The following is a 23,756-nucleotide window of genomic DNA, read 5'->3' on the forward strand; positions in this document are numbered from 1 at the left end:
TATAAGATAGGCGAAAAGGCAGGTCTTTTCGCCTTTATTTTATACAAAAAAAGAGATCGAATCCAAATGATTCGATCTCTAAAAAAGCACCCTTAATTGTCAATGTCTTAACTTAATGACATTGAACTAAATTTTGCTACTTTTTGTTTTGCTCTTATTCAAAATCTTTTGGTTTCTTTACTTTATCTTTATTGAAATAGTAATAAATCGCATCCATAATGCGATCACTGGCATGACCGTCGCCATATGGATTCTTAGCATTCGCCATCTTGTCATATGCTTCTTTATTTTCTAAAAGTTCCAGCATACTCTCTCTAACTGAGTCGACTTGCGTGCCCACAAGCTTCAAAGTACCAGCCTTCACGCCTTCGGGACGTTCAGTTGTATCACGCAAAACAAGTACTGGCTTGCCCAAACTTGGAGCTTCTTCTTGCACGCCGCCTGAATCAGTCATGATAAAGTAGCTGCGTTTTGCTAAATTGTGGAAATCAACCACATCAAGCGGTTCGATCAAATGAATTCGAGGATCACCGCCTAAAACTTCGTTAGCAACTTCTTGCACACGTGGAGACAAGTGCACTGGATAAATAATTTCCACATCAGGATGCGAATCAATTACCTGACGCATCACCTTGAAGACGCGGCGCATAGGTTCGCCTTGATTTTCACGTCTGTGCATAGTCACTAAGATCACCTTGTTGCCTGGCGTAATTTTATCCATAACGGCATGATGGTAATCTTTTTGCACAGTTTGTTCTAATGCATCAATTGCGGTATTACCAGTTACAAAAATATTGTCTGCTTTATGATTTTCTTTAATCAAATTGCTCTTAGATAATTCAGTTGGAGCAAAATATAAATCAGCCAAATCGTCGGTCATTTGGCGATTCATTTCTTCAGGAAATGGCGAATACTTATTCCAAGTTCTAAGTCCCGCTTCAACATGTCCCAATGTAATTTGTTGATAAAAGGTAGCAAGTCCTGCCGCAAAACTAGTCGTTGTATCACCGTGAACCAGCACAACATCTGGCTTTTCTTCTTTGATAACCTTTGACAAATCGATCATAACTTTCGAAGTAATGTCTTCCAAAGTTTGATTCTTGTGCATAATATTAAAGTCGTAATCAGGTTTAATTTTAAAAATATCAAGTACCTGATCTAGCATTTCTCTATGTTGTGCACTGACTACAGTCACTTCATTAAAGCGCTCATCTTTTTTTAGTTTTAAAACAAGCGGTGCCATTTTTATCGCTTCAGGTCTTGTACCAAAGACAGTCATTACTTTAATCTTCTTCATAAAATTCCCTCCGATAAACTTATTTAACTATAACTGATTTATTCCTATCTTGCATCTTAATTCTGTGTTTTAATTGAAGATGTACTTACAGAAAGTTGGATATATTTATGAATTCTAGTTTAATTTTTTTAATTACTACGGCTCTATTTATTATCATTGGCAGTTTCTGCTTAGTATTTGGATTGGACAAGGCTAAGCCTGCTAAACTTAGACGACGCTTGCTTTACTCTGCTCTAATCTGCGTCTTTATCGTCTGGGGCCTGATTACTTACATTATGCTCAATCCATTAGGTTAATATTTACAAAAAAAGCCATCTGCATCACAGATGGCTTTTTTGATGACCCCGGTGAGATTCGAACTCACCTCTACGGTTTAGGAGACCATTGTTCTATCCAGATGAACTACGGGGTCAAACCTAAGATTAACTTTACCAAAAAATAAGGTAATAGTTAATCTTTTTTTCTAAAATTGTGTGGTAAAAAATGTTTTAGGATTATTGGTATCTGCAATTTTATCTGCCGCAATAACAAAAGGTGTCCAAATTGCTAAAGATATCAACATATCGACGATGCTTAAAACAATCGCACGCCAGTCATAATTGCAGGCTAAAAAAGGACCAATAATCGGCGGCATAATACTTGGCACCGCCACTTGTACCGGATTGACTAACCCCATCACGCTCACCCAATACGAAAACGCAACATTAACTATTGGCGCTAATACAAATGGAATTAAATAAACTGGATTTAAAACAACAGGCAATCCCAATAAGATTGGTTCTCCAATATTGAAAATACCTGGTGCAAGCGCAATTTTAGCTACCGTACGATAATCACTGCGTTTAGAGAACATTAAAATTGCAACGATTAACATTAATGTACCACCGGCACCACCAAACCAGGCAAAAACATCAAAAGATCCACGGCCCCAAAGATATGGTGAAACATGTCCATTACGTACAGCCGTAATATTGCTATTTTGGGCGGTTAGCCAGATTGAATCTAAAATTGGTGATAAAACTCCCAAGCCGTTGATTCCGAAAAACCAAAATACCTGCACCAACATTGTTACTAACAACACTGTACCAAAGCCCTGGCCCCATTTAACCAATGGCATTTGAATACTGGTTAATAGCCAATCACCAAAATACTGCCCGGTCAGAACTTGAAATACATAGTTAATTCCACCGACACTAAAGATCGCAATTATCGCAGGAATCATCGAGTCAAAGGCCGCTTGTTCAGCATGTGGCAAATTAGCTGATAAATGAATCATAATTCTTGCTTTATAACAGGCCCAATAAATAAAGAACCCAGCCGAGCCAAATAAAATCGCAGTAAATAATCCTGTTGTTGAAAATTGGCTGATATCAAAAGCATCCCTAATCAAAATACTATCGCCATGAAATTTAATTTTTGCAAAACTGGCGATACTTAAAGCAAAGGATGAAAGCGAAACAATAGCCGCCGCTAACCTATTTCCTTCAAAAGCTTTAGCTAACTGGTATCCTAATGCCAACGCAAAGAAAAATGCAAAAAGAGAAAAGGTCCCTCGCCACACCAAATTGCTAATGGACACAAAAGGCTGCATTGCAAAAGCGAATGCATTCCAACCTAAATGAACTTTAGCAGCTTCAACTAAGCTTTTAATCAAAACAGCTAGCGATCCAGCAATAGTGATTGGCATCAAAGAAACAAAAGCATCCCTTAGCGCAACTAACCATCTTATCTGTCCTAAACGATTAGCTAGCGGCAATACATAATCTTCCAGCCATCTAACTAATCGATTCATTTTTTCACCTTCAGATAATGTGGATGATATCCCTTATTTTTCTTATTACGTTTCTTGTGCTTTTTCTGTTTTTTCTTAACTACCTGCTTAACTTCTGCAGCAGCTTCTTGCTTCTTTTCTTTCTTTTTCTTAGGTTTAGCAGTAGTCAAATGATACCCAGCAAAGTAAACTCGCTCTATCTGCAATTGATCGGCTAAAAGTTTCTTCAGATCACGAAAATCATGATCATCGCCTAAAGTGACCACATAACCAGTGGCATTCATTCTTCCAGTTCTACCTGCTCTATGCAAATAAGTATTTTGTTCACTTGGAATATCAAAATTGATAACGTAGGTCACACCTGGAATATCCAAACCACGCGCAGCAAGATCCGTTGCCAAAAGCAACTTTGTTTTTCCTGTAGCAAGATCATTTAAGGCCTTTTCACGACGCTGCTTACCAAATTCATTGGCTAATAATTCGAACTTAGTCTTGGTATGACCAAAAATACCGGCAAAACGCATCATGGTCTCATTAGAATCAAAGAAAAGAATACCTTTAAAATGATCTAATTTGGTCATTCTTTGTAAAAATTCAATCTTATGTTGATTATCAACTTGCAAAAAATAATGCTTGGTAGTTGAACTCTGCTGATTCCGCACATCAACTAAAAGAAAATTACGTGCAAATAATTCTTCTGCATCTCTAGTAATCTCTGAATCAGTAGCACCAAAAAGCAAAATTTGACTATCTGAACCTAAATTTTGACCTAATGCAGACAATAGCTCTAATTTAGCAAATTCCAAAATATCATCTGCTTCATCGATAATCAAAGTTTTAATTTGAGCTACCTTAATCCGACCACTAGAAAAGAAATCAAAGAATCTTCCTGGAGTAGCTACAATTACCTCAGGATGTTTTTTCTTTAAATTATCTTCTTGTCTCTTTCTATTACCAGCCCCTACTAAGGTTGCACCCTTTACATCTAATGCATGCAAGTAAGGATTAATGGCATGCCGAATTTGAACAGCTAATTCGGTAGTCGGAGCCAAGATAACTACGCTATTAGCTTTACCTTTTTCCGTTCTTTCTAAGCTAGGCAAAGCGTAAGCTAAAGTCTTGCCTGTTCCCGTTTTAGCTAAGCCTATTAAGCTAGCTCCATTTTTGATTGCATCGTATGTTTGTTTTTGAATTATTGTTGGTTCGGTTTTATGCTCTTTGAGCAATATTTGTTTTATTTTTTCTTGATACATTATTGTGTTAATTGTCCATACTTCTGTTTATATTGACTAACGGTTCCGTTATACGCGTACATTGTAATGCCTTTTTCTAAGCCAGAAACATCCTTTACGCGTCCGTTAGTTGTATAACGCCAAAATGAATACTTTAATTTATTGGGCGCTTTTTTATCCGTCGACATAAATAACGTTGCTGAATCAAAGTAATGGCGATACTTTTGATCAAGCTCCACCATTACCGTTTTACCTCGTTGCTGCAACATCTGGGTAAATTTACTCATTGATTTCAAATACTTTTTGCTAAGTCCGGCTACCGGAATAATTAAAATAGGTAAGCTGCCTGTATTATTCCCTACTTGGTTAAAAAAGTAACGATAATGCTGCAAGGCAGTTGATTCATTACTATATGAGATTTCACTACCAAAAGCGAGCTGTGTACCCAAAATTTGATCTCGATAGGATAAATAATTTTCATCAAAATAAGATCTGCCTTGTGTTGCCTTCAAATAGACAAATGAAATGCCATTAGACTGTAACTTATGCAGATCTACATAATCTATGTCCTGATTCAGTTCGATCCCGATCGGACTAGAATTAGAATCCGGTGGCAGTGTTGTTTGCTTTTTAAAATTAAAAAAGCCAATCAAAAGAAATGCAATTGCTAAAATTAATAAAGTCAAGATTGCAGGTAAAGTATATTTATGATGATACCTTTTCATGACTTTTCCTCCCGCTAATATTTTAACCAAAAATGCGAATCATACCAACCCTTGATATTTCATGTGCTAAAATAATTTATATATTAACTTTTTTAAGGATGGTGAAAATGTGAAAAGACAAATTTCTTTTGGACAAGCTCTCGCCACAGTAATTGGTTCAGTTATCGGAGCCGGAGTTTTCTTTAAAATTGGAACAATTACGGCCCAAACTGGCAGTAGTTCAACCACAATTTTTGTATGGATATTAGCCGGAATAATTTCGATTGCGTCGGGACTAACAATTTCTGAAATTGCAGCGAGCTTAAAAATTAATGGTGCGATTAAATATTTGGATTATACCTATGGCCGCGTCTGGGGCTTTTTATTTGGCTGGGCACAAATGATTGTTTATTTCCCCGCACAAATTGGAGCATTGAGCTCGATTTTTGGTGTTCAATTTGTTTCACTATTTGGCATTAATGCCAAATATGCCAATCTAATAGCAATCTTTCTTGTATTATTTTTACTAGCTATTAACCTAATTGGCACAAAATTTTCCAGCAAAATGCAGTCAGTTATCACCATCTTAAAAGTGATTCCAATTGTTTTGATTATCATTTGGGGATTCTTCAATCAAAATAAAATTGCAGCTCCCATCTTTCCATTAACAGTTGGAAATAATATTTCTTTTCCTAATGCCATCAGTCAAGGATTACTATCTGCCCTTTTTGCTTTTGAAGGTTGGATCGTTGTCACCAACTTGGCCAATGAGGTCAAAAATCCTGAGAAAGATTTATCCCGTGCAATCATTTTGGGTTTGTCTGCCATTACTTTAATTTATGTTTTAATAAATTATACTTTTTTAACGGTCTTGCCAATTCATGACTTAGTAAACAATAATAATGCTGCCTTTGAGGCTTCGATGAAATTATTCGGTCAATTCGGCGGTAAATTAGTGACTATAGGTATTCTGATCTCCGTTTACGGTGCAGTTAATGCCTTCATGTTAACGGGGATGCGTACACCATATATTCTGGCTCAAGATAATCTTTTACCATTTTCAAATAAAATTGGTAAAGCTAACATTCACACTGGCGTGCCGGTCATGGGAGCATTGATTGTAGATGCAATTGCAATCGTGATGATTTTACTGGGTAACTTCACAGTCTTGACAGATATGCTGGTTTTCGTCATGTGGACCTTTAATACCATGTTAGCTATTGCCGTCATTATTTTAAGAAAACGTGAACCCGAATTACGGCGGCCATTTAAAGTTCCGTGGTACCCAATTATTCCAATCATTTCAATCCTAGGTGGTATCTTTATCGTAGTTTCCACTATTATTAATCAATTCATTTTATCAATCATCGGAATCGGATTAACTTTATTGGGCTTGCCAATCTACTTTTATATGCAAAAACAAAATAAGGAAGAACTTTAACGGTTCTTCCTTATTTTTTATTTATTCACATATTTTTGAATAACTTCAGGCTTTAATACTCCAACATAAGGGATGTTTCTGTACATGTTCAAGAAGTCCAAACCATAACCTACTACAAATTCATTACCAACTTTTGAACCGTAGTATTCAAGGTCAACGTCAACATTTCTGCGAGCTTCCTTATTAAGCATTGCACAACACTTAACGCTCTTCGCACCACGTTTTTTGATTAAATCCTTCATAAACTTCAAGGTCAAACCAGTATCGACAATATCTTCCACAATCAAGACGTCACGATCTTTAACATCTGTGGCTAAATCTGTCACAATCTTGACCTTACCAGTCGATTCAAAACCATCACCGTAACTAGAAACATCGATAAAATCTAATTGATGAGCGACATCCATCTGACGAGTCAAATCCGTTAAGAAATAAATAGCACCCTTTAAAGCACCAACCACTAATGGCTTCTTACCTGCATAATCTTCAGTTAGTTGCTTACCTAAACGGACACACATTTCATGAATGTCATCTTCAGAAAATAATTTATGATCAATAATATCGTTGATATTGTCGGCTTTAACCAATTTACCTACCCCTCAATCCAATTTATGTTTAAAACTCTTATTATTAAGAAATTATAACATCTTTGTACAAAAAAAGCGTCTTAAATGACGCTTCTTCTGAATAGTTTCTATTTCTTACTATTTTCTGTTTTTTCTTTGGCTTTACCTTTAGCATTAATTGGAGCCACGATAAACCAACGCATAAATCCTTGCTCAATACTATCAAGCGTAAATTTATAACCTTCTAGTTCAATCGTTTCACCCTTCTTAAGGTTAGGATAATGTTCCATCATATAACCACCAATAGTAATGATGTCACTATCTTGAAATGCCTTCAGATCTATATGGAAGTAACGTTCAAAGTCATACAAAGTAGTCTTACCAGAAACATGGACATTACCTTCTTTATCTTTGATGATGTAATCATCAGAAACATCATCAATTTCATCTTTTACAGAACCAAAGAGCTCTTCGTAAATATCCTTATCAGTAACAATACCACTTGTACCACCGTATTCATCAACAACCAAAACAATTGGAGTGTGCTTAGAAATCATCAAGTGCAAAATATATTGAATTGGCATTGATTCAGGAACAGTAATGATTGTTCTGATAATTCTAGTTACTGGAACACTGCTATCAACTTGGCTTTGTTGGACAATATCGTAAGCATAGACATATCCTACTACATCATCCTTATCATTATCCCTAACTACTGGAAAACGGCTGTAACCCTCTTCTAAGTATTTTTTAAGGGCATATTCGATAATATCAGTAGAATCAAGGACTGATAAACGTGTTCTATCAGTCATGATATCTTTAGCTACTTTATCGTTTAATTCGAAGGCCCGTTCCATGTATGTAAGGTCTTCTTTATCAAGCGAACCACCATGCACCGCATTACGTGACAACTTAATAATTTCGGATTGAGAATAAACCTCATTTTCTTCATCAGCTGGGGCAAAACCCATTAATTTCAGAATTCCATTAGAACTAGTATTAAGCAGCCATACAAATGGATAAACAACCGTGTGGAAAATGTGAAGTGGTGTAACAATTGCCATCATCATCTCTACAGGTTTATCAATAGCAATATTCTTAGGAACGACTTCAGTTAATACAACTTCCAAATAGGTTAAAAGAATCACACCCAAAATCGCACTCACTGACTTAATAAGCGATTCATTCATTGGAGTTAAATGAAATGCATCCGCTAAAATAACAGCAAATGTATCAGCTGAGAACCAACCTAAAACTACTCCGACAAGAGTAGTACCTACTTGCGTGGTTGAAAGATACTCATTCAAATTATGCGTCATGTGAAGCGCACGTTGTAGTTTCTTTTTATTGCCCTGACCCTTAGCCAGCATATCTTCAAGTTTACTAGGTCTGGTTTGTACTAAAGCAAACTCTGCAGCAACAAAGAATGCAGCAACAACAAAAATTAACAAAGTTGCAACTAAATTAGTTGCGATCTGAGCTGGACTCAAAGCATTATCACCTTTTTTATAACTTAATTACTAAAACCTATTTTACCATTTATTAACTATAATAGTTCAGTTTTGCACAAGTGAAATTGGTTTATTTTGTTAACTTATAAATTTTGTCAAAATGCACACGTGCTGGAATAAATTTCGGATCATTAATTTCCGCATTTTTATCGATATAACCGATTGCAATAGCCATACCGACTGCTTCATCTTCAGGAATCTTAGCGTATTTTCTAACAAGATCTGGATAAGAAACCATTGAGTGAGCTGGCATAATCCCCAATCCGCGGTTAATAGCTAAAAGCATGATACTCTGTGCAAAAATACCCAAATCAAATACTGACCAAGCTGGTGATTTCTTAGGTACTGTTAAGAAAATAATAGCTGGGGCATTAAACATTGTTTTGTTAGCATGTGAAAATAATTGCAACTTGTTTCTAAAGAAGAAACTTTGAGATGCACCCATAGTAACCATGTTTCTACTTGGGAAAACATCCCAATCAAGTGACAACATTGAAGCAAAATCTTCATCTGGCTTAATATCATTATCATTATTTTCAATTGAAGCTTGTTTAAATTTCTCTAAGGCATCCCCTACTAACACATATGCTCTCCAAGGCTGTGAATTAAGCAATGATGGTGATTGTTGTGCCTTTTTAATTATTTCGGCAATCGCATTTTCAGGAACTTTTCTATTAGTAAATTTCCGAGTTACATGTTCTTTTTGAAAAACTTCTTTAAAATCCATTGTTATTCTACCCTTCTAAAAAATTACTCTGTTTCATTCATGCATATTATAGTTTAACCGGTCTAGGTTATCTTTACTCTTTTTTGCCCTCAGCTTTTTTTCTTTGAGCTTCAATTTCTTTTAAGTGGGCACTCATTGCTAAATCATTTTTCCTCATAGCTATAAAAGCAGTAATGGTCAGCTCTAATCCGCCTACACAGATTAGTAACAAACCAACCGGAAATAAATATAATGCTCCTTTAGGAATAAACGAGGCTTTAATTACCCAACACAAAATTCCAATCAGCATCAAAATAATTCCTATAAGCACCGCTTTTGTATTTGGTCGATATCTTTTCATTATTTCTCCTCATCTTTTCTCTGCTTCTATCTTAACAAAAAAATCCTAGCTTCACCTTAGAAGCTAGGATTTAAAACTACTTTTTTATTAGTCTTATTAAGATTTTATTTGAGAGAGGGAAAATGACTAATTAAATTCAATAGTTTGTACTTTTTGGGAATGCTTAACAGCACCCTTTTCAATTGGAGTAACTGACTTTACAAGATCCATGTTGGTATAAACTACGATACAACTGTCATCGTAGCCTTTGTCAGTGATCATTTGGAAATCCATTGTGGCTAAAGGCTGACCCTTTTCAACTTTATCGCCTTGGTTAACACTAACTGTAAATGGAGCACCTTTTAATTCAACTGTATCAAGACCTAAGTGAATTAAGATTTCTAATCCATTATTTGTCTTGATTCCAATGGCGTGTTTAGTTGGAAAGAGTGTAGAAATAGTACCGTCAACTGGTGCATAAATTTGATTATCTTGTGGTTTAATTGCAAAACCATCACCCAGCATCTTGGTTGAGAAAACATCATCTTTTACATCAGTAATTGGCATAATGTCGCCATCAACCACTGCATCTACTTCCATACCTTTATTCTTCTTAAAGAAATTAAACATAATTTAAACCTCTAGATTTCTAAAATTCAAGTAACAATATCAACATAAAGCATAGTACCGATAAAACGGCCGCTACCAGTGAGATAGCAATTACTACTGGACTAATATTATCTTGTGTCTTTTTTAAAGTTTTGGCTTTATACATTCCCAAGATGGCTAAAACACCACAGAGCAAGTTGCCAACCAAAATTTGACCAATGAGTTGACTTACCATCAAAAAGCGATAAGTTTGTCGATTAATCAAAAATTGCTTTTTATTTAGCAACAAATAGTAGCCGAGAACAAAGTCAACGATTGCAATAATAGTAACGATTGCCACAGCTGGCTGCTTAATAACGATCATTTTGATCGATTGATCCGACGCACCGCTACGTAACGCTATCAATGCCCAGAATAACAGCGGAGCAATGAATAGGATGTACGAATACCAAGTAAGAATCTTTTTAGTATCCAAATTCATGCTTCTGGTCATTCGATCAAAAAAGTTTTCAACTTTTTGTTTACTAATTGCCCACATTGACTTCTACATCCTCTCCTTGGCTCTGTTGCCAAGCCACATATTCACTAACAAGCAAATCAATCAAATAATATGCTGGAGTAAAGGCTACTTTGCCACTCTTATAATCGGCATCATCAGTAAAGGCAATTGTTGGGAAATAAATATTATGCTGAACAATTGAAGCTAATTTATTCTGTTTCATATTAGTAAATGAAACATATCTAAATTTATCATTTACCAATTCAAGCTTGGTAATTTCCTCATTAATTGTCTCATTATCACCCGTAAATGAAATTACGAATAAGATATCGCCTTTTTTAGCAAAGCGGCTAACCGCCTTTAATTCATCAAGAGCTGACGGTAAAACTGTTGCATGCTTGCCAACTATAAATAGTTCGTGAGCTAGATACTGTGCAATCAGCTCCTGCTGCCAACCAGTTGAATAGATGTAGACTGTACTAGCATCGTCTAGATCATGATATAAGCTATCAAAATCACGTTGCTTAAAATACTTCAAAACGTCATCATTTACTCGACTGAGTTCTCTTGCAAAATTATTTTCAATTTTGATTGGCTTTTGCTTTGATTCAGCCAATTCTGCTAAATCAAATTTCAATTCGCTGTAGCCAGTTAAGCCTAACTTTTTACATAAACGAAATATTGCTGATTCAGATACATAGAGCTTCTTCGCTAATCTTGCAAGGCTTAACTTACTACAGTCTTTCGGATTATTTAAAACAAATTGAATTATCTGTTTTTCAGAATCGTTTAGTTTATTACTATTTTCATAGACCATCGATCTTAAATTTGCCATATTTACCTGTGTCCTTATCAATATATAATTTATATATTAATAATACCACAAGCGCTTACAGTTATAATAATTGTTTCATCTGATCAACAACTTGATCGGCATCCAATCCAACAACAATGTCAATTTCGTTGTTGTCCTTGTGTTGAACTTCATATGAATCTGCGATCTTCTTGAATTCAGAATCTGGAGCAACTTTCTTAGTGTCAAAGACGTGAGTTCTTACTCTAGTTGAGCAAGCAATTACATCCTTAATGTTTTCGCCACCACCAAGAAGGTCAACGATACCTGTAGCTCTCTCAATGTATGGATTATCTTGTTCAGTTGAAACCTTAGCGTCACTGCCGCTTTGTTGCATCAATTGAGTCATTTCGTCCAAAACTTGAGGAACGTCAAGACCAACAATAACTTGTAATGCTTTACCGTGGTGAACAACGTTAACGGCCTTGTTGGCCTTAAATTGTGAGTCTGGAGCAACCTTGCTTGGATCAGCAACAGATACACGTAATCTAGTAGCACATGATGACAATTCAGTAATGTTTGAAGCACCACCTAATAAGTCAAGGTATGCAGTAGCTCTTGCGATGTAAGGGTCGTTTGCATCCTTACCTGCTGCTTTAGCAGCCATCTTTTGCTTGTATTCTTTCTTGTTGATAAGTTTAACGTCTTCATCATCAGCTTCACGACCTGGAGTGATGTAGTTAAACTTCTCAATCATGATCTTAAATACGAAGTAAGTAATAATACCGAAGATAATACCAACGATAAATTGCATTACATATGTATGCCAGTGGTTTTCCCAAAGTGGTAACCAGTTCATTGATGCAATACCAATGGCACCGTCTGACATGAAACCTCTTAAACCAAAGGCCCACATTACAGTGTTCATAGTAGCTGACAATACTGAGTAAATTACCCAAAGTACAGGAGCTGCGAACAAGTAAGTAAAGTCGATAGGTTCAGTAATACCAGCTAATACTGAGGTTAAAGCAGCTGGGATAAGCAAAGCTGAAGTTTGCTTCTTCTTGTTCTTCTTAGCAGTTGCGTAGAAGGCAAGACAGATAAATGGTACTAAGAATACCTTTTCGTTACCGTAAAGTTGGAATCCTTCAACTGAAGCGATTTGTGAAAGTGGTTTAGTACTTGCAGCGTATTCAGCAAGGTGTTTCAACCAGTATGGTTGCAAACCGCCGGCAACAACGGCTGGACCGAATTGGAATGGAATGTATACCAAGTGGTGAAGACCAGTAGGAATCAATACACGGTTCAAGAATTGGTAAATCCAAACACCGATAAATCCACTATCTACGATGAAGTGTTGCATGCTGGTGATACCCAATTGAACTTTTGGCCAGCCCCAGCAAGTAATGAGTGCTAAAGGAATCATTACAAAGAATGCTAAAGCGTAGACATAAGTTGAACCTTGGAAAGTACCAAGCCAGTCAGGCAACTTCTTGTCGAAGTACTTGTTGTGTAACCATACAACGATCAAAGCAACAACCAAGGCACCTAAGATACTAGTGTCAAGAGTCTTGATACCAGCAATGTTAGTTAAACCGTGGTTAGTAGCGTTAGCAACAATTTGAATCTTGTCAAAGTTAGGAATGCCAAATGCTGCACCCCAGTGGGTAAGCATTGCACCGATGAAGTAGTTGTAAGTCAAGTAAGCAATAACTGCTTCCATGGCTGCTCTACCTCTAGCCTTATTAGCTAAACCGATAGGCAAACCTACAGTAAACAAAATACCCTCTTGGTTGAAGACTGTCCAACCACCAGCTGAAATTGTGTCCCAAACTGAGTTCCATGCCGTCCCTGGATTAGCAATTGAGCCAAACAGAGTTGGGTTATTGAATAAGCTTCCTAGAGCTACAACAATACCCGCAAACGAGAACAGCATAACTGGGACGAACATTGCGGCCCCAAACCGCTGAAACTTTTGCATCATAATAATTTACCCCTGAAAGAAAGAATCAAACTAAATCAATTGTTTCTTGTATTACACCTAATCTATTTCACCAAATCTAACTAGTTGCAAGGTGCTCATACAACTAGATCTTATCTAAATATTTCTCCTCTAGATAATTGATTAAGATAGAAAATCTAAGTGATATCAAATTCAGATTTATCTCTATCTCAGCAGCTAGCTTACATTCTTATTTATACCATAGTTTTTCTTTTGTGTAAGCGCTTTTAAAAAAGCTGAAAAGCTGTTTCAAGGTATTAAAATAATATTTCATCGCCTGAAATATATTTCAGATATTTTTTTAGCATATTTAATCAAATGAAATATTTTTGTGCCTTTTATAGCGTATGTTCAAGTAAAAAGTTTACATGCCAATTTAGTGTGTCAAGAAATATGCTGTTTATTTTATTATTTATATATATATTAAATGTATGCAAAATATTTCATTTTCATACGCTTCATGTTTAGGTATAATGAAAGCGATTACCAAAAATAAGGAGCTCTTTATGGCAATTAAATTTATTGCATTAGATACAGATGGAACTTTGCTTGATTCAAACGGTAAAATCTTACCTAGCACGAAAGAAGCAGTTAAAAAAGCATTAGATCAAGGAATTAAAGTCGCATTATGCTCTGGTCGTCCTATCGCAGGTTTAAAACATTTTATGGATGAATTAGGCATAGTTGGGCCTGATCAATATGCAATCACTCTAAATGGTGCAATTACTATAACTGCAGATGGTCAAGTTATGACTGAAGATTTGGTTTCAAACAAGTTTTATCGCAAAATGTACGATTTCGGTAAGAAACATCACATTCCATTCAATGTCGTATCTCCTGATTCAAAGATCATTACTGGAGATCATGACGTTGATTTGATGATCTACACACAAGCTTACGAAAATTCTGCTACATTATATATTCGCCAGCCGGATGAATTGCCTGCTGATTTTGAAATAGCTAAGGGATGCTTTGTAGGCAAAGAACAATTAATTGATCAATGGGAAGAAAAAATTAGCCAAGAATTTGAAAAGGATTTATATGTAGTTCGCGCTGATTCATGTTTTCTTGAATTATTGCATCCTGGCGTCAGCAAAGGTAACGGCTTAAAGGAATTAACTGAAAAATTAGGAATTAAGCCAGATGAAGTAATGGCAATTGGTGATGAGCGTAACGACTTAACGATGTTTGAATTTGCAGGAACAGCGGTCTGCATGGGTAACGGCAGTCCAGTCGCTAAAGAACACGCTGATTATGTTACTGCTTCAAATGATGAAGATGGTATTAGTACGGCTTTTGAAAAATTCTTATAAACGAAAAAACAGGACTTAGCATATGCTAAATCCTGTTTTTTTATATTATTCTAGCCTAACAAGCGCTCAATATTTTCATCTATGACTAATTTTCTCTTGCCCGTCATAATCCAAATCGCAATAGCTACTGGAACTACAATTGAAACAAGCGAGCTGACCCCATCACTAAGAGTGCCTGACCAAACCTGCGCTTTAATTCCACCATTAACTGCATAATTCAAAAAATCAACGCCAAAGTGATACAGCATCGGTAACCACAATTTGCCAGTATATAAATATAGGATAGCTAGAACTAAGCCCAACGCTGCGGCATAGATTGGTCGCCGCAAAATCCTGACCGCCTAAATTAGTAAAATGCAACAAGCCAAAGACAACCGCACTAACAATCACAGTGATCTGAACTCGATATTTACTGTTAGCAAAGCCAACTATCAAAGCTAAGATCGTCAAATAGCGGTTGGTTTCTTCAAAGACACCTGCTTCTAAGGCTCTACAAAACGATGCCCAAGTTGGTTTCAACGGACCAAAATCTGGTTTGAATAAGATCTCTACTAGATTATTTCCTTTTTCGCAAAACTCTGCCCAGAAGGCAAAGACAATACAGAATAGAAGTAATAAGATAAATGTCACATTCGACCAGTTACTAGACTTCTGCCATTTTAAATCAGGATTGAAGCTAAAGCCCCAACATTTTGCAATCAGCATTGCTGCTAAAAATGCAGCTACTCCAGCCATCAAACCGGAAGAAATCAAGACGTTAATCCCTTGCGGCTTTAATTCAATCGCTGTCGATGACAAGAGCACCATGTCAAAGTAGCAAGCTGCAATTAAGCGGCCAAACCAATTTTGCACTTGCCCTGTCGCTACCACTGCGACTGGTAAGTCCATTACTAGCAAAATAAGTCCAAATAAAACGATAATGCCCAATTTAAAACTGACATAACACAAAATATTGTGAAAAAGTATGTACCACGTCACTGATAAAATTGCAGGCATGATTATAATTGCTAACCAGCGAGTGACTGCTGACTTCTTTTTTAACCAATTAAAAGCTAAAACCAGCACTGGTAAAATACTAACCACAATACATAGTCCTGCTGTAGCTAGATGTACTTTAACAATATTGAAAATTGCCATCCCCCACCAAAGCAGGATGACGATAGCTATTTCCCATCTGAAGTAAATATTCCACTTTCTTAAGTTCATTTTCTTTCTCCTTTATCTCAAGATTATTATCTAGCTTTCTAGTAAAGGCAGAAATATAACTTCAAATCCGGTTAATTTTTAGTCAAATTCGGTAACTATTTTGTTTCAAATTATAAGTGTTTATCATACCTTTCATCACATAGGTAAAGCGACGAGAAAACTTGATTACATCCCCATTAGGAAAGCCAATCTCATTTTTCTTTAAATTGATTTGTGCAATATTTTTCGGATTTACCAAATATGATTGTGATACTTTCTTTAAAAACTCATTTTGCTGATCAATGTTCTTAATATCGCCTGCAAACTCGGCAGTGCCATCATTACGCACCAAACACAGCTTGTGTGGTGCCCTGGTTGTTGAAATATAATAGATATCATCAATATTAACGTTGCGAATGATCCTGCCTAAACGATAAGAAAACGTCATCTTCTTGCTAAAATTAGCCTTAGCTAAATTATTTACAGCATCCCGTACCGTCTCATTCAATCGCTGCTGCAAATCAGAATTACTTTTGTTGATATAGTCAATCGACCCGATACGCCGTTGATAGGTCAACTCCATGTATTCGTCATAAGCAGTTACAAAAACAATTTGTGCTCGCTGATCTAACTTTTTAATTTCTTCAGCTAGATCCACACCGTTTATATCGTCCTGGTTATCGCCTAATTCAATATCTAAAAAATAGATTCCGCCGTCTAAGGGATGTTCATTTAGATAGCTCAAGACCTCATTTGCATTTTGAGCGGTCGTACCGATTTCAAGTTCAACCTCTTCGGGCTGCATCATTGCCGCAATTCCCAATTTCAAAGCTAAATTACTTGCTTGCGCAAGATCATCATCACAAATAATCACTTTATATTTCATTTCTATTCCTAGTCAATTACCATAGTAAAATTAAACCAATTATCTTTTTCACTATATTCAATAAACATGTTGTCATATTGATCATTTATTGCTTGAACATTAGCTAATTGCTCGCTTTCTTCAATAGCATTATCAAAGGCGATGCCAATAATCCGCACTAAATCAAACAATTTCACGTTTTTAGGTAAAACTTTAATCTCTTTTTCGCATTCAAAAGAATACTTGATTCCTAATTCATTAGCTTAGGCTAGTTTATTCACAACCAAACTTTTAAGTGCATCATTATGTAAGTGATTCAAATTTTTAAAATGCCAACTATTTTCATCATTAATCTGTTTTTCCGTATATTGTGCCAATTCTTGAACTAATTTTTGATCATGATTATTCACAGCTACTGTCCGCATCGTTGCTAGTAAATTCAAATAATCATGCTTAAATCTGCGCAAACGATCTTCACTATCTTCTAAATCATGTAAATAGAGCTTAAAGTTGCGCTGTTCCTGCTTTTTTAACAATTTTTTCTGTAGCTGTACACTTGCAATATAGACCGCCACAATAAATAGAGACTGCATTCCCATGATCAAAATCCCAAAAATTTCAGCTGGTAATTTGATTTCTGGCACTCGCATAATATTGACAATTAATGCGCAAGCATAAAGATAGACTACTAGCCAGTCAGCAATCCGGCGATTTTCATTAGTTAAAAATTGATGAATCTGATAACGCCATTTTTTCAAAATTAGATACAAAATAGTTAAAACTACCGGATAAAACAAGAAAGCAAAAATTATTGGCAAATAGGAAAAAACATAATTGCTCATTAAATAAGTTAAGATTAAAACCGAGTGAATTAAGGTAATTGCTGCAACAGTTAACAACTTACCTGCTCGTTTGTAAAAGTAACAGTAATAAAGAGCAATAGTTGTAACAGGACTGATAATATTGCTTCATTCTGGGATATACTCTGCAATTACTTGATTGCAAATAAAAACGACCAATGCAAATATTAAATCTCGCTTTTTAAATTTGACATTAGTAATAGCGTAAAAAAGTATTAGCTCTAGTACTACAAGAACTACCGCTCCTGTGTAATAACCTAGATCGTATGATGAAATATTTATTTCCCTTTTCCTCCTACTATTTATTACTCTTCACTTTAGCATTATTTGCAAAGGTATAATTGTACTGATTCAAATTCGGTTATTTTTCAATCAAATTTGGGCAAAAAATAATCACTACCGAAATGATAGTGATTATTAATTCTATTTATTTGTTTGCACATAATGCCGATTAAACAACCAAAGACAAATTATTGCCAAGATCATTAATGGCAAAACTGCTAAGAAGACTTTGACAAGTGAAATGTTATGCGAGCCTGTATTAGAAGTAAGAATCACAGGTTTAAAGTCGATGAAGAAGTGTAATACCATACACCAAACGATATTATTCGATAATAAGCGCAAATATATCAAAATTATTCCGGTAGTAAAAGCGAAGATGACTTGGCCAACAGTAGATTGTAACGGTTGGTGCGTTAAGTTAATTAAGTGCATACAGCCAAATAAGATTGAACTGATCAACCCAGCTATCAATAACCGATTCTTGTTGTGATAAAAGAAGCTTAATAAGCTATTAAAAAGCAAGCCGCGAAACAGCAATTCTTCGATTACCCCTGCCATCAACGCTATCACAAACATCGAAATAATTTTATTGATCGCCATATGAGTAATTTGCATAATAGGCGCCAGCAGAATCGAAATGATATATGGCACACCCACTATCAATAAAATCCAGCTCTAGATTTTTTGTGCTTTTCCAGACTGCATTCTTGTTTGTAATACTTTAGTGGTACGACACAAATGCAGCAATAACGATGCTAAAACTAGGGTTAATACAATTATCAATAAATCCTTGATATACCAGAGCCTTGATAAATGCGATACTAGCGGCCATAACGCATATATTACCGTTAACACCACAAAGCTGACTAGCATCTTCCAGCTATTTCTTTTCCTTGCATTCTTATCATCTAAATCTACATAGCTGCTTAAAGCTAATTCATTTCCCTATTTCTAATTATTCAAATAATTAATTAAGCCTGGCAAAACTTTTTCTGCCTCTTGCCGTCCCACATAATAGACACGCTTAATTTCATTCTTGTCTTGCTCAAGCGTTCCAATATTTAATGCCTCTGGCGGTCTAATGACGAAAGTTTCTCCAGTATTTTCATCCGCTTCAATATTATCTAACACGGCGTTATAGTCTTCCGCTCTTGTAGCCAATTTATCAAGCACAGCTGGATACTCACGCAATAATACCCTTTCAACCGGAAAAAGCTTGCTTTGCTTCTTTCTGTACTCCTTAGGCTGCGTTGTAATCACGATCTTTTTATCAAAATTATTTTTCTTCAAAAAGCCATATGGAATCGAGTCTGAAACGCCGCCATCAAAGTAATAATGACCGCCAATAGCTACAGGATGGGCAAAAAATGGAATGGATGATGATGCTCTGATCCATTCTAAATCTACATACCCCGCATCCCTCAACTTATGGTAAACCGGCTCACCTGTTGCGGCATCCGTTGCCACGCACCAAAAGTCCATTGGATTAGCCATAAAAGTCTTTTTATCAAACACATCTAACTTATCTGGTAAAACGTGATAACAAAAGTTAGCGGCATATAAATTACCTGATCTGCGCCATGACTTCCAACTAGCGTAATACGGCTTACCCGTAAAACGCAGATTATAACGCAATACTCGTCCGATCTGCTCTGACTTCATATTAACGCCAAACGCTGCACCCGCCGAAACGCCAATTGCACTATCAAAACTTATATTATTTTCCATTAAGATATCGAGCACACCCGCGGTGAAAAGTCCACGCATGGCTCCGCCTTCTAGTACTAAACCTGATTTCATATCTACCCCTACAAAAAAGACCTATGTTTTTCGACATAGGTCTAATTTATTCTTATTTAGAAATTACTTCAAGCCCTTCCATTTCCATTCGGTAACTTCTGGCATATCCTTACCATTATCACGAATGTATTGGTGGTGCTTTTCAAGTAAATCATCCATGTGACTAATGAAGTCAGCGTTCTTACCCTTTAACTTAGCAACGCCTTCAACAGCGTCCTTTGCAAGGTCGAATCTGTCAAGGTGATTCAAGACACGCATGTCAAATGGAGTGGTAATGTCACCATTTTCTTCGTAGCAGTGGATGTGAACGTTGTAACGCTTACGGTCGAACCAGATTGATTGCATCATGCTCTTGTAGCCATGCCATGCAAAGATTACTGGAACATCCTTTGGGAATAAGCGGTCAAATTCTTCATCAGAAATAGCATTCTTGTTGTCCTTTGGTGACATTAACTTCATCACGTCGACAACGTTGATGTAACGGATCTTAAGATCTGGGAACTTGTCGTGCAAAATGTCAATGGCTGCCAAAGTTTCGATAGTTGGTTCAGTTTCAGTTGAAGCAAAGACAACATCTGGCTTTGCACCCTTATCAGTTGAAGCCCAGTCAATGTAGCCTAAGCCCTTGTCAACCAACTTTTGAGCTTCTTCAATTGAGAACCATTGCGGACGAGGTTGCTTTGAAGTTACCAAAACGTTGATGCATTCACGATCCTTAAAGGCCCTGTCACCAACAGCAAGCAAAGTGTTAGTATCTGATGGCAAGTATTCATGAATCAAATCTGGACGATTCTTTTCGTATAAGTGAGTCAAAATACCTGGATCTTGGTGAGTGTAACCGTTGTGGTCTTGTTGGAACACAGTTGAGGTAGCAACAAAGTTAAGTGATGGGTAATCATGACGCCAGTATTGTTCCTTAGCTTTTCTAAGCCACTTCATGTGTTGTGTAAGCATTGAGTCTACTACACGACCAAATGCTTCGTAAGTTGCGAAAAAGCCATGACGACCAGTTAATACGTAGCCTTCAAGGAAGCCTTCATCTTGGTGTTCTGATAATTGTGAATCGATCACACGACCACTTGGAGCCATGTTTTCATCATTTGGTTCGTGGATTTCTGGTTCCCATTGACGCTTTTGGTTATCCAAAAGTTGGAACAAACGGTTTGACTTAGATTCATCAGGACCAAAGCCGCGGAAAGTGGTTGGGTTAAGCTTAGCAACTTCATCTAAGTATTTAGCCCATTCAACCATGTCTTGAGCTTCCATTGAACCTGGCTTGTCAAACTTAAGAGCAAAGTCGCGGTAGTCTGGCAAGTTCAAGCGCTTAGGATCCTTACCACCATTAGTGATTGGGTTCATTGCCATACGGTGGTCGCCTTCAGCAGTGTTTTCAGTAACAATTTCCTTAGGTGAACCATCTTCGTTGAATAATTCTTCAGGCTTGTAGCTTTCAAGCCAATCAGTCAACATGTCGGCATGCTTCATATCACCTTGTGAGACAGGAATTGGAATTTGGTGTGCTCTAAATGAGTTTTCAATTGGGTTACCATCAAGATCCTTCTTTGGACCAGTCCAACCCTTTGGGCATTGGAAGATGATCAATGGCCAGTGTGGCAAACTTGCATCGTTATTTTCACGAGCATGCTTTTGAATGGCCTTGATTTCTTCGATTACTTCGTCCATGGTCTTAGCCATTTCTTCGTGGACTTGCATTGGATCCTTTTCACCATCGAAACGGCCACCCTTAAATACTGAAACAAAGTGTGGATCCCAACCCATACCACGGAAGTATTCGGTTAATTCTTCATCACTCATGCGTGAAACGATAGTTGGGTTAGAAATCTTGAAGCCATTGATTTGAAGGATCGGTAAAACAGCACCATCTTTAATTGGGTTGATGAACTTGTCACTGAACCAACTTGCTGCAAGCGGGCCAGTTTCAGCTTCACCGTCACCGATTTCAACAGCAGCAATTACATCTGGATTATCTAAAACTGCACCAACACCGTGAGATAAAGCGTATCCTAATTCCCCACCTTCATGGATTGAACCTGGAGTTTCAGGAGCAGCGTGAGAAGCAACACCGCCTGGGAAACTGAAACGCTTGAATAATTTAGCCATACCTTTTTCATCTTGGGTAATTTCTGGATAACGTTCAGTATATGAACCATCAAGGTATGAGTTTGAAACCATTACTTGGCCACCGTGACCTGAGCCTTCAATGTAGAACATATCCAAGTCATATTTCTTAAGTACACGGTTCAAGTGTGCATAAATAAAGTTTTGTGGAGCAATAGTACCCCAGTGACCAATAGGCTTTGGCTTTACGTCTTCAGCAACCAACTTATGCTTTAACAATGGATTCTTCATTAAGAAGAGTTGTCCAACAGATAAGTAATTTGCAGCACGCCAGTAAGCATCGACGCTCTTTAAGTATTCTTTTGAATCGTAATTCGTCATTTTTCCTCCTTTGAGCAAGTTTAAGCGCTCTGTTTTGTAATCCTTTTCTTTATACCTATATCATACCAATTATTGATGAAAAATCAATCATTTTTATAATTGGATCCTACCAATTTAAATAAGTCTTTAGATTTAAATCAGAATAGCCCTATCCTTGAACTAATCAGTTTTTTATAATGAAATATAAGTGTTTATGTTTTGATATACTTAAAAGTACTGATAAATAAATGCAAAATGCTGATCAAACAAATACGGCTACCTGTAAAAATGCTAGACTAATTCATGGAGAGAGAAAAATGACTCAAGAAGAACGATTAATTCAAATCAAAAAGCTATTGAAAGAAAAACATCAGCTTTCAACTAGAATAATTGCCCAACATTTTAATGTATCTTTTGATACTGCACGTCGTGATGTAATTCATTTAACGACAACTGGACAGGCAATCCGAGTACACGGCGGGCTGATGGAGGTCAATCAAAATAGCGTACCTGATTTTTTAACTAGAAATGAAGTTCAATCACCAATTAAATTGAAAATGGCAAAAAAAGCTAAACGATTCGTTCATCCTGGTCAATGTGATTTTATTGGTTCTTCAACAATTCTAAAACAACTTTGTCCCATGCTTAACGGTATCGATATGCAAGTAGTTACTAATTCAATCGACAATGCTTTAAGCATGTTAACAACCGAAGTCCCTTCTGTTAGATTGCTAGGCGGATTAATCAACAAGTCGCAGCGCTACATTTACTCAAAAGTCGCTCTTGAAACAATTTGTAAGATTCATTTCAATACAGCTTTCATTGGCGCTTCTCGTATTAGACCAGATGGTGTATATGCGCCAAAAATGGAAGACGCAGAAGTTGTACGTACGGCAATTGCACGCGCTAATCAAGTTGTTTTAGTAGCAGAAAAATATAAATTCACTAACGATTCATCTTCTCCATATATGTCTGCTCCATTGGACAAGGTGGATGTCTTAATAACAGATACTCCTTTAACCAATGAGCAGAGAAGTTGGTTTAATCCTAAAACACAAATCCTACCGGTTTTAAAGGAGTGATTATGATGTTCGGCATTTTTAAACATAACTCAGATACCAAAGAGGTCTATCAAGATTTAAAAAATTTCTATAATAGTTTTTTCAGCAATATTTATAATGAAATGAATATTGGACGCTATCGTCCTATTCGCGATGCTATTGGACTGGTTATTAACAAATTCGATAGTAATGACCATCCACTTGAATATACAAGTAAGTTAGTAATGTATATTCAAGCCAAGGTAGCATTGAATCATTTACATTTAACCCCTGATCAAGAAAAAATAATGAAAAACTTAATAGAAAAAACAAAATATTTAAATCTTTCTTACGTTTATTTAAGTCCAATTGATTCAGCAGAACAATTTGTTAAGATCTAAAGTGAACAGTGTATCTGCTCTAGATCAAAAAAATGAAATCCAAAAGTGTCTGGGAAAAAACTAAATCCTAGGCCATGAAAAAAGAACGATGAAATTCTTC

The 23,756-nt window shown here is 36.4% G+C and carries 25 protein-coding genes and 1 tRNA gene; 5 read left to right on the forward strand and 21 right to left on the reverse strand.

Features of this window, described 5'->3' with window-relative positions; translation table 11 throughout:
- Positions 1–154: 154 nt before the first annotated feature.
- Positions 155–1,297, reverse strand: coding sequence for a non-hydrolyzing UDP-N-acetylglucosamine 2-epimerase (gene wecB, locus CP357_RS06025; RefSeq protein WP_098036820.1), 1,143 nt, complete (start codon positions 1,295–1,297; stop codon positions 155–157).
- Positions 1,298–1,404: 107 nt separating this feature from the next.
- Between wecB and CP357_RS06030 the strand changes: the two genes are divergently transcribed.
- Positions 1,405–1,593: a hypothetical protein gene (locus tag CP357_RS06030; RefSeq protein ID WP_025005464.1), complete on the forward strand. Its 189-nt coding sequence runs from the start codon at positions 1,405–1,407 to the stop codon at positions 1,591–1,593.
- Positions 1,594–1,636: 43 nt separating this feature from the next.
- Here the strand turns inward: CP357_RS06030 and CP357_RS06035 are convergent.
- From CP357_RS06035 to CP357_RS06050, 4 genes are all read right to left on the reverse strand, one after another.
- Positions 1,637–1,709: transfer RNA gene (locus CP357_RS06035), tRNA-Arg, on the reverse strand.
- A gap of 51 nt (positions 1,710–1,760) precedes the next feature.
- Positions 1,761–3,089 carry a PTS sugar transporter subunit IIC gene (locus tag CP357_RS06040; RefSeq protein ID WP_025005463.1) on the reverse strand — a complete coding sequence of 443 codons (1,329 nt, stop codon included), beginning with the start codon at positions 3,087–3,089 and terminating at the stop codon, positions 1,761–1,763.
- Positions 3,086–4,321, reverse strand: coding sequence for a DEAD/DEAH box helicase (locus tag CP357_RS06045; protein ID WP_087175938.1), 1,236 nt, complete (start codon positions 4,319–4,321; stop codon positions 3,086–3,088). The genes CP357_RS06040 and CP357_RS06045 overlap by 4 nt, the downstream gene beginning before the upstream one ends.
- Positions 4,321–5,025 carry a GH25 family lysozyme gene (locus tag CP357_RS06050; RefSeq protein WP_087175937.1) on the reverse strand — a complete coding sequence of 235 codons (705 nt, stop codon included), beginning with the start codon at positions 5,023–5,025 and terminating at the stop codon, positions 4,321–4,323. Before CP357_RS06050 ends, CP357_RS06045 begins: the two co-directional genes overlap by 1 nt.
- 109 nt (positions 5,026–5,134) lie before the next feature.
- Here CP357_RS06050 and CP357_RS06055 point away from each other — a divergent pair, with 109 nt between their 5' ends.
- Positions 5,135–6,445, forward strand: a complete 1,311-nt coding sequence (locus CP357_RS06055) for an APC family permease (protein ID WP_025005460.1) — start codon at positions 5,135–5,137, stop codon at positions 6,443–6,445.
- Positions 6,446–6,462: 17 nt separating this feature from the next.
- On the opposite strand, the gene hpt is transcribed toward CP357_RS06055, so the two are convergent.
- The 8 genes from hpt to CP357_RS06095 all read right to left on the reverse strand — a co-directional run bounded on the left by hpt (position 6,463) and on the right by CP357_RS06095 (position 13,453).
- Complete coding sequence (gene hpt / locus CP357_RS06060) at positions 6,463–7,032, reverse strand: hypoxanthine phosphoribosyltransferase (protein WP_025005459.1); 570 nt, start codon at positions 7,030–7,032, stop codon at positions 6,463–6,465.
- Between the two features lie 107 nt (positions 7,033–7,139).
- A complete protein-coding gene (locus CP357_RS06065) occupies positions 7,140–8,501 on the reverse strand; it encodes a hemolysin family protein (protein ID WP_025005458.1) in 1,362 nt (453 codons plus the stop codon).
- Between the two features lie 91 nt (positions 8,502–8,592).
- On the reverse strand, positions 8,593–9,249 hold the full coding sequence (locus CP357_RS06070; RefSeq protein WP_087235416.1) for a nitroreductase: 657 nt from the start codon (positions 9,247–9,249) through the stop codon (positions 8,593–8,595).
- Between the two features lie 73 nt (positions 9,250–9,322).
- Positions 9,323–9,589, reverse strand: coding sequence for a hypothetical protein (locus CP357_RS06075; protein ID WP_025005456.1), 267 nt, complete (start codon positions 9,587–9,589; stop codon positions 9,323–9,325).
- A gap of 126 nt (positions 9,590–9,715) precedes the next feature.
- On the reverse strand, positions 9,716–10,198 hold the full coding sequence (locus CP357_RS06080; RefSeq protein ID WP_025005455.1) for a PTS glucose transporter subunit IIA: 483 nt from the start codon (positions 10,196–10,198) through the stop codon (positions 9,716–9,718).
- Between the two features lie 19 nt (positions 10,199–10,217).
- Positions 10,218–10,715, reverse strand: coding sequence for a hypothetical protein (locus tag CP357_RS06085; protein ID WP_025005454.1), 498 nt, complete (start codon positions 10,713–10,715; stop codon positions 10,218–10,220).
- Complete coding sequence (locus CP357_RS06090; RefSeq protein ID WP_025005453.1) at positions 10,702–11,511, reverse strand: MurR/RpiR family transcriptional regulator; 810 nt, start codon at positions 11,509–11,511, stop codon at positions 10,702–10,704. Before CP357_RS06090 ends, CP357_RS06085 begins: the two co-directional genes overlap by 14 nt.
- Before the next feature lie 61 nt (positions 11,512–11,572).
- The gene (locus CP357_RS06095; protein ID WP_087175933.1) at positions 11,573–13,453 is read right to left on the reverse strand and encodes an alpha-glucoside-specific PTS transporter subunit IIBC; all 1,881 of its coding nucleotides are present in this window, start codon (positions 13,451–13,453) and stop codon (positions 11,573–11,575) included.
- A gap of 524 nt (positions 13,454–13,977) precedes the next feature.
- Between CP357_RS06095 and CP357_RS06100 the strand changes: the two genes are divergently transcribed.
- Positions 13,978–14,784 carry a Cof-type HAD-IIB family hydrolase gene (locus CP357_RS06100; protein ID WP_087175932.1) on the forward strand — a complete coding sequence of 269 codons (807 nt, stop codon included), beginning with the start codon at positions 13,978–13,980 and terminating at the stop codon, positions 14,782–14,784.
- Between the two features lie 50 nt (positions 14,785–14,834).
- Here CP357_RS06100 and CP357_RS10530 read toward each other — a convergent pair whose 3' ends face one another.
- From CP357_RS10530 to CP357_RS06130, 8 genes are all read right to left on the reverse strand, one after another.
- On the reverse strand, positions 14,835–15,113 hold the full coding sequence (locus CP357_RS10530; RefSeq protein WP_233185842.1) for a CPBP family intramembrane glutamic endopeptidase: 279 nt from the start codon (positions 15,111–15,113) through the stop codon (positions 14,835–14,837).
- Complete coding sequence (locus CP357_RS06105; RefSeq protein WP_233187219.1) at positions 15,010–15,990, reverse strand: CPBP family intramembrane metalloprotease; 981 nt, start codon at positions 15,988–15,990, stop codon at positions 15,010–15,012. Before CP357_RS06105 ends, CP357_RS10530 begins: the two co-directional genes overlap by 104 nt.
- A gap of 82 nt (positions 15,991–16,072) precedes the next feature.
- Positions 16,073–16,855 carry a LytTR family DNA-binding domain-containing protein gene (locus tag CP357_RS06110; protein WP_087175931.1) on the reverse strand — a complete coding sequence of 261 codons (783 nt, stop codon included), beginning with the start codon at positions 16,853–16,855 and terminating at the stop codon, positions 16,073–16,075.
- A gap of 8 nt (positions 16,856–16,863) precedes the next feature.
- Positions 16,864–17,025 carry a hypothetical protein gene (locus CP357_RS10535; RefSeq protein WP_233186971.1) on the reverse strand — a complete coding sequence of 54 codons (162 nt, stop codon included), beginning with the start codon at positions 17,023–17,025 and terminating at the stop codon, positions 16,864–16,866.
- Positions 17,026–17,097: 72 nt separating this feature from the next.
- On the reverse strand, positions 17,098–17,733 hold the full coding sequence (locus CP357_RS10540) for a hypothetical protein (RefSeq protein WP_233187220.1): 636 nt from the start codon (positions 17,731–17,733) through the stop codon (positions 17,098–17,100).
- Between the two features lie 384 nt (positions 17,734–18,117).
- Complete coding sequence (locus tag CP357_RS06120) at positions 18,118–18,591, reverse strand: CPBP family intramembrane glutamic endopeptidase (RefSeq protein WP_098036821.1); 474 nt, start codon at positions 18,589–18,591, stop codon at positions 18,118–18,120.
- A gap of 336 nt (positions 18,592–18,927) precedes the next feature.
- Complete coding sequence (locus CP357_RS06125) at positions 18,928–19,776, reverse strand: patatin family protein (protein ID WP_098036822.1); 849 nt, start codon at positions 19,774–19,776, stop codon at positions 18,928–18,930.
- A gap of 63 nt (positions 19,777–19,839) precedes the next feature.
- Complete coding sequence (locus CP357_RS06130) at positions 19,840–22,236, reverse strand: phosphoketolase family protein (protein WP_098036823.1); 2,397 nt, start codon at positions 22,234–22,236, stop codon at positions 19,840–19,842.
- Between the two features lie 296 nt (positions 22,237–22,532).
- Between CP357_RS06130 and CP357_RS06135 the strand changes: the two genes are divergently transcribed.
- Positions 22,533–23,297 carry a DeoR/GlpR family DNA-binding transcription regulator gene (locus CP357_RS06135; protein WP_056945571.1) on the forward strand — a complete coding sequence of 255 codons (765 nt, stop codon included), beginning with the start codon at positions 22,533–22,535 and terminating at the stop codon, positions 23,295–23,297.
- Positions 23,298–23,302: 5 nt separating this feature from the next.
- The gene (locus CP357_RS06140; RefSeq protein ID WP_087175953.1) at positions 23,303–23,656 is read left to right on the forward strand and encodes a bacteriocin immunity protein; all 354 of its coding nucleotides are present in this window, start codon (positions 23,303–23,305) and stop codon (positions 23,654–23,656) included.
- Positions 23,657–23,756: the final 100 nt, after the last annotated feature.

This window comes from Lactobacillus sp. UMNPBX6 (assembly GCF_002553975.1).
Classification (GTDB): domain Bacteria; phylum Bacillota; class Bacilli; order Lactobacillales; family Lactobacillaceae; genus Lactobacillus; species Lactobacillus gallinarum.

Coding starts and splice junctions, on each gene's coding strand:
- wecB (WP_098036820.1), bottom strand. CDS start 1,297: ATGAAGAAGATTAAAGTAATGACTGTCTTTGGTACAAGACCTGAAGCG.
- CP357_RS06030 (WP_025005464.1), top strand. CDS start 1,405: ATGAATTCTAGTTTAATTTTTTTAATTACTACGGCTCTATTTATTATC.
- CP357_RS06040 (WP_025005463.1), bottom strand. CDS start 3,089: ATGAATCGATTAGTTAGATGGCTGGAAGATTATGTATTGCCGCTAGCT.
- CP357_RS06045 (WP_087175938.1), bottom strand. CDS start 4,321: ATGTATCAAGAAAAAATAAAACAAATATTGCTCAAAGAGCATAAAACC.
- CP357_RS06050 (WP_087175937.1), bottom strand. CDS start 5,025: ATGAAAAGGTATCATCATAAATATACTTTACCTGCAATCTTGACTTTA.
- CP357_RS06070 (WP_087235416.1), bottom strand. CDS start 9,249: ATGGATTTTAAAGAAGTTTTTCAAAAAGAACATGTAACTCGGAAATTT.
- CP357_RS06075 (WP_025005456.1), bottom strand. CDS start 9,589: ATGAAAAGATATCGACCAAATACAAAAGCGGTGCTTATAGGAATTATT.
- CP357_RS06080 (WP_025005455.1), bottom strand. CDS start 10,198: ATGTTTAATTTCTTTAAGAAGAATAAAGGTATGGAAGTAGATGCAGTG.
- CP357_RS06085 (WP_025005454.1), bottom strand. CDS start 10,715: ATGTGGGCAATTAGTAAACAAAAAGTTGAAAACTTTTTTGATCGAATG.
- CP357_RS06090 (WP_025005453.1), bottom strand. CDS start 11,511: ATGGCAAATTTAAGATCGATGGTCTATGAAAATAGTAATAAACTAAAC.
- CP357_RS06095 (WP_087175933.1), bottom strand. CDS start 13,453: ATGATGCAAAAGTTTCAGCGGTTTGGGGCCGCAATGTTCGTCCCAGTT.
- CP357_RS06100 (WP_087175932.1), top strand. CDS start 13,978: ATGGCAATTAAATTTATTGCATTAGATACAGATGGAACTTTGCTTGAT.
- CP357_RS06105 (WP_233187219.1), bottom strand. CDS start 15,990: ATGAACTTAAGAAAGTGGAATATTTACTTCAGATGGGAAATAGCTATC.
- CP357_RS06110 (WP_087175931.1), bottom strand. CDS start 16,855: ATGAAATATAAAGTGATTATTTGTGATGATGATCTTGCGCAAGCAAGT.
- CP357_RS06120 (WP_098036821.1), bottom strand. CDS start 18,591: ATGCAAATTACTCATATGGCGATCAATAAAATTATTTCGATGTTTGTG.
- CP357_RS06125 (WP_098036822.1), bottom strand. CDS start 19,776: ATGAAATCAGGTTTAGTACTAGAAGGCGGAGCCATGCGTGGACTTTTC.
- CP357_RS06130 (WP_098036823.1), bottom strand. CDS start 22,236: ATGACGAATTACGATTCAAAAGAATACTTAAAGAGCGTCGATGCTTAC.
- CP357_RS06135 (WP_056945571.1), top strand. CDS start 22,533: ATGACTCAAGAAGAACGATTAATTCAAATCAAAAAGCTATTGAAAGAA.
- CP357_RS06140 (WP_087175953.1), top strand. CDS start 23,303: ATGTTCGGCATTTTTAAACATAACTCAGATACCAAAGAGGTCTATCAA.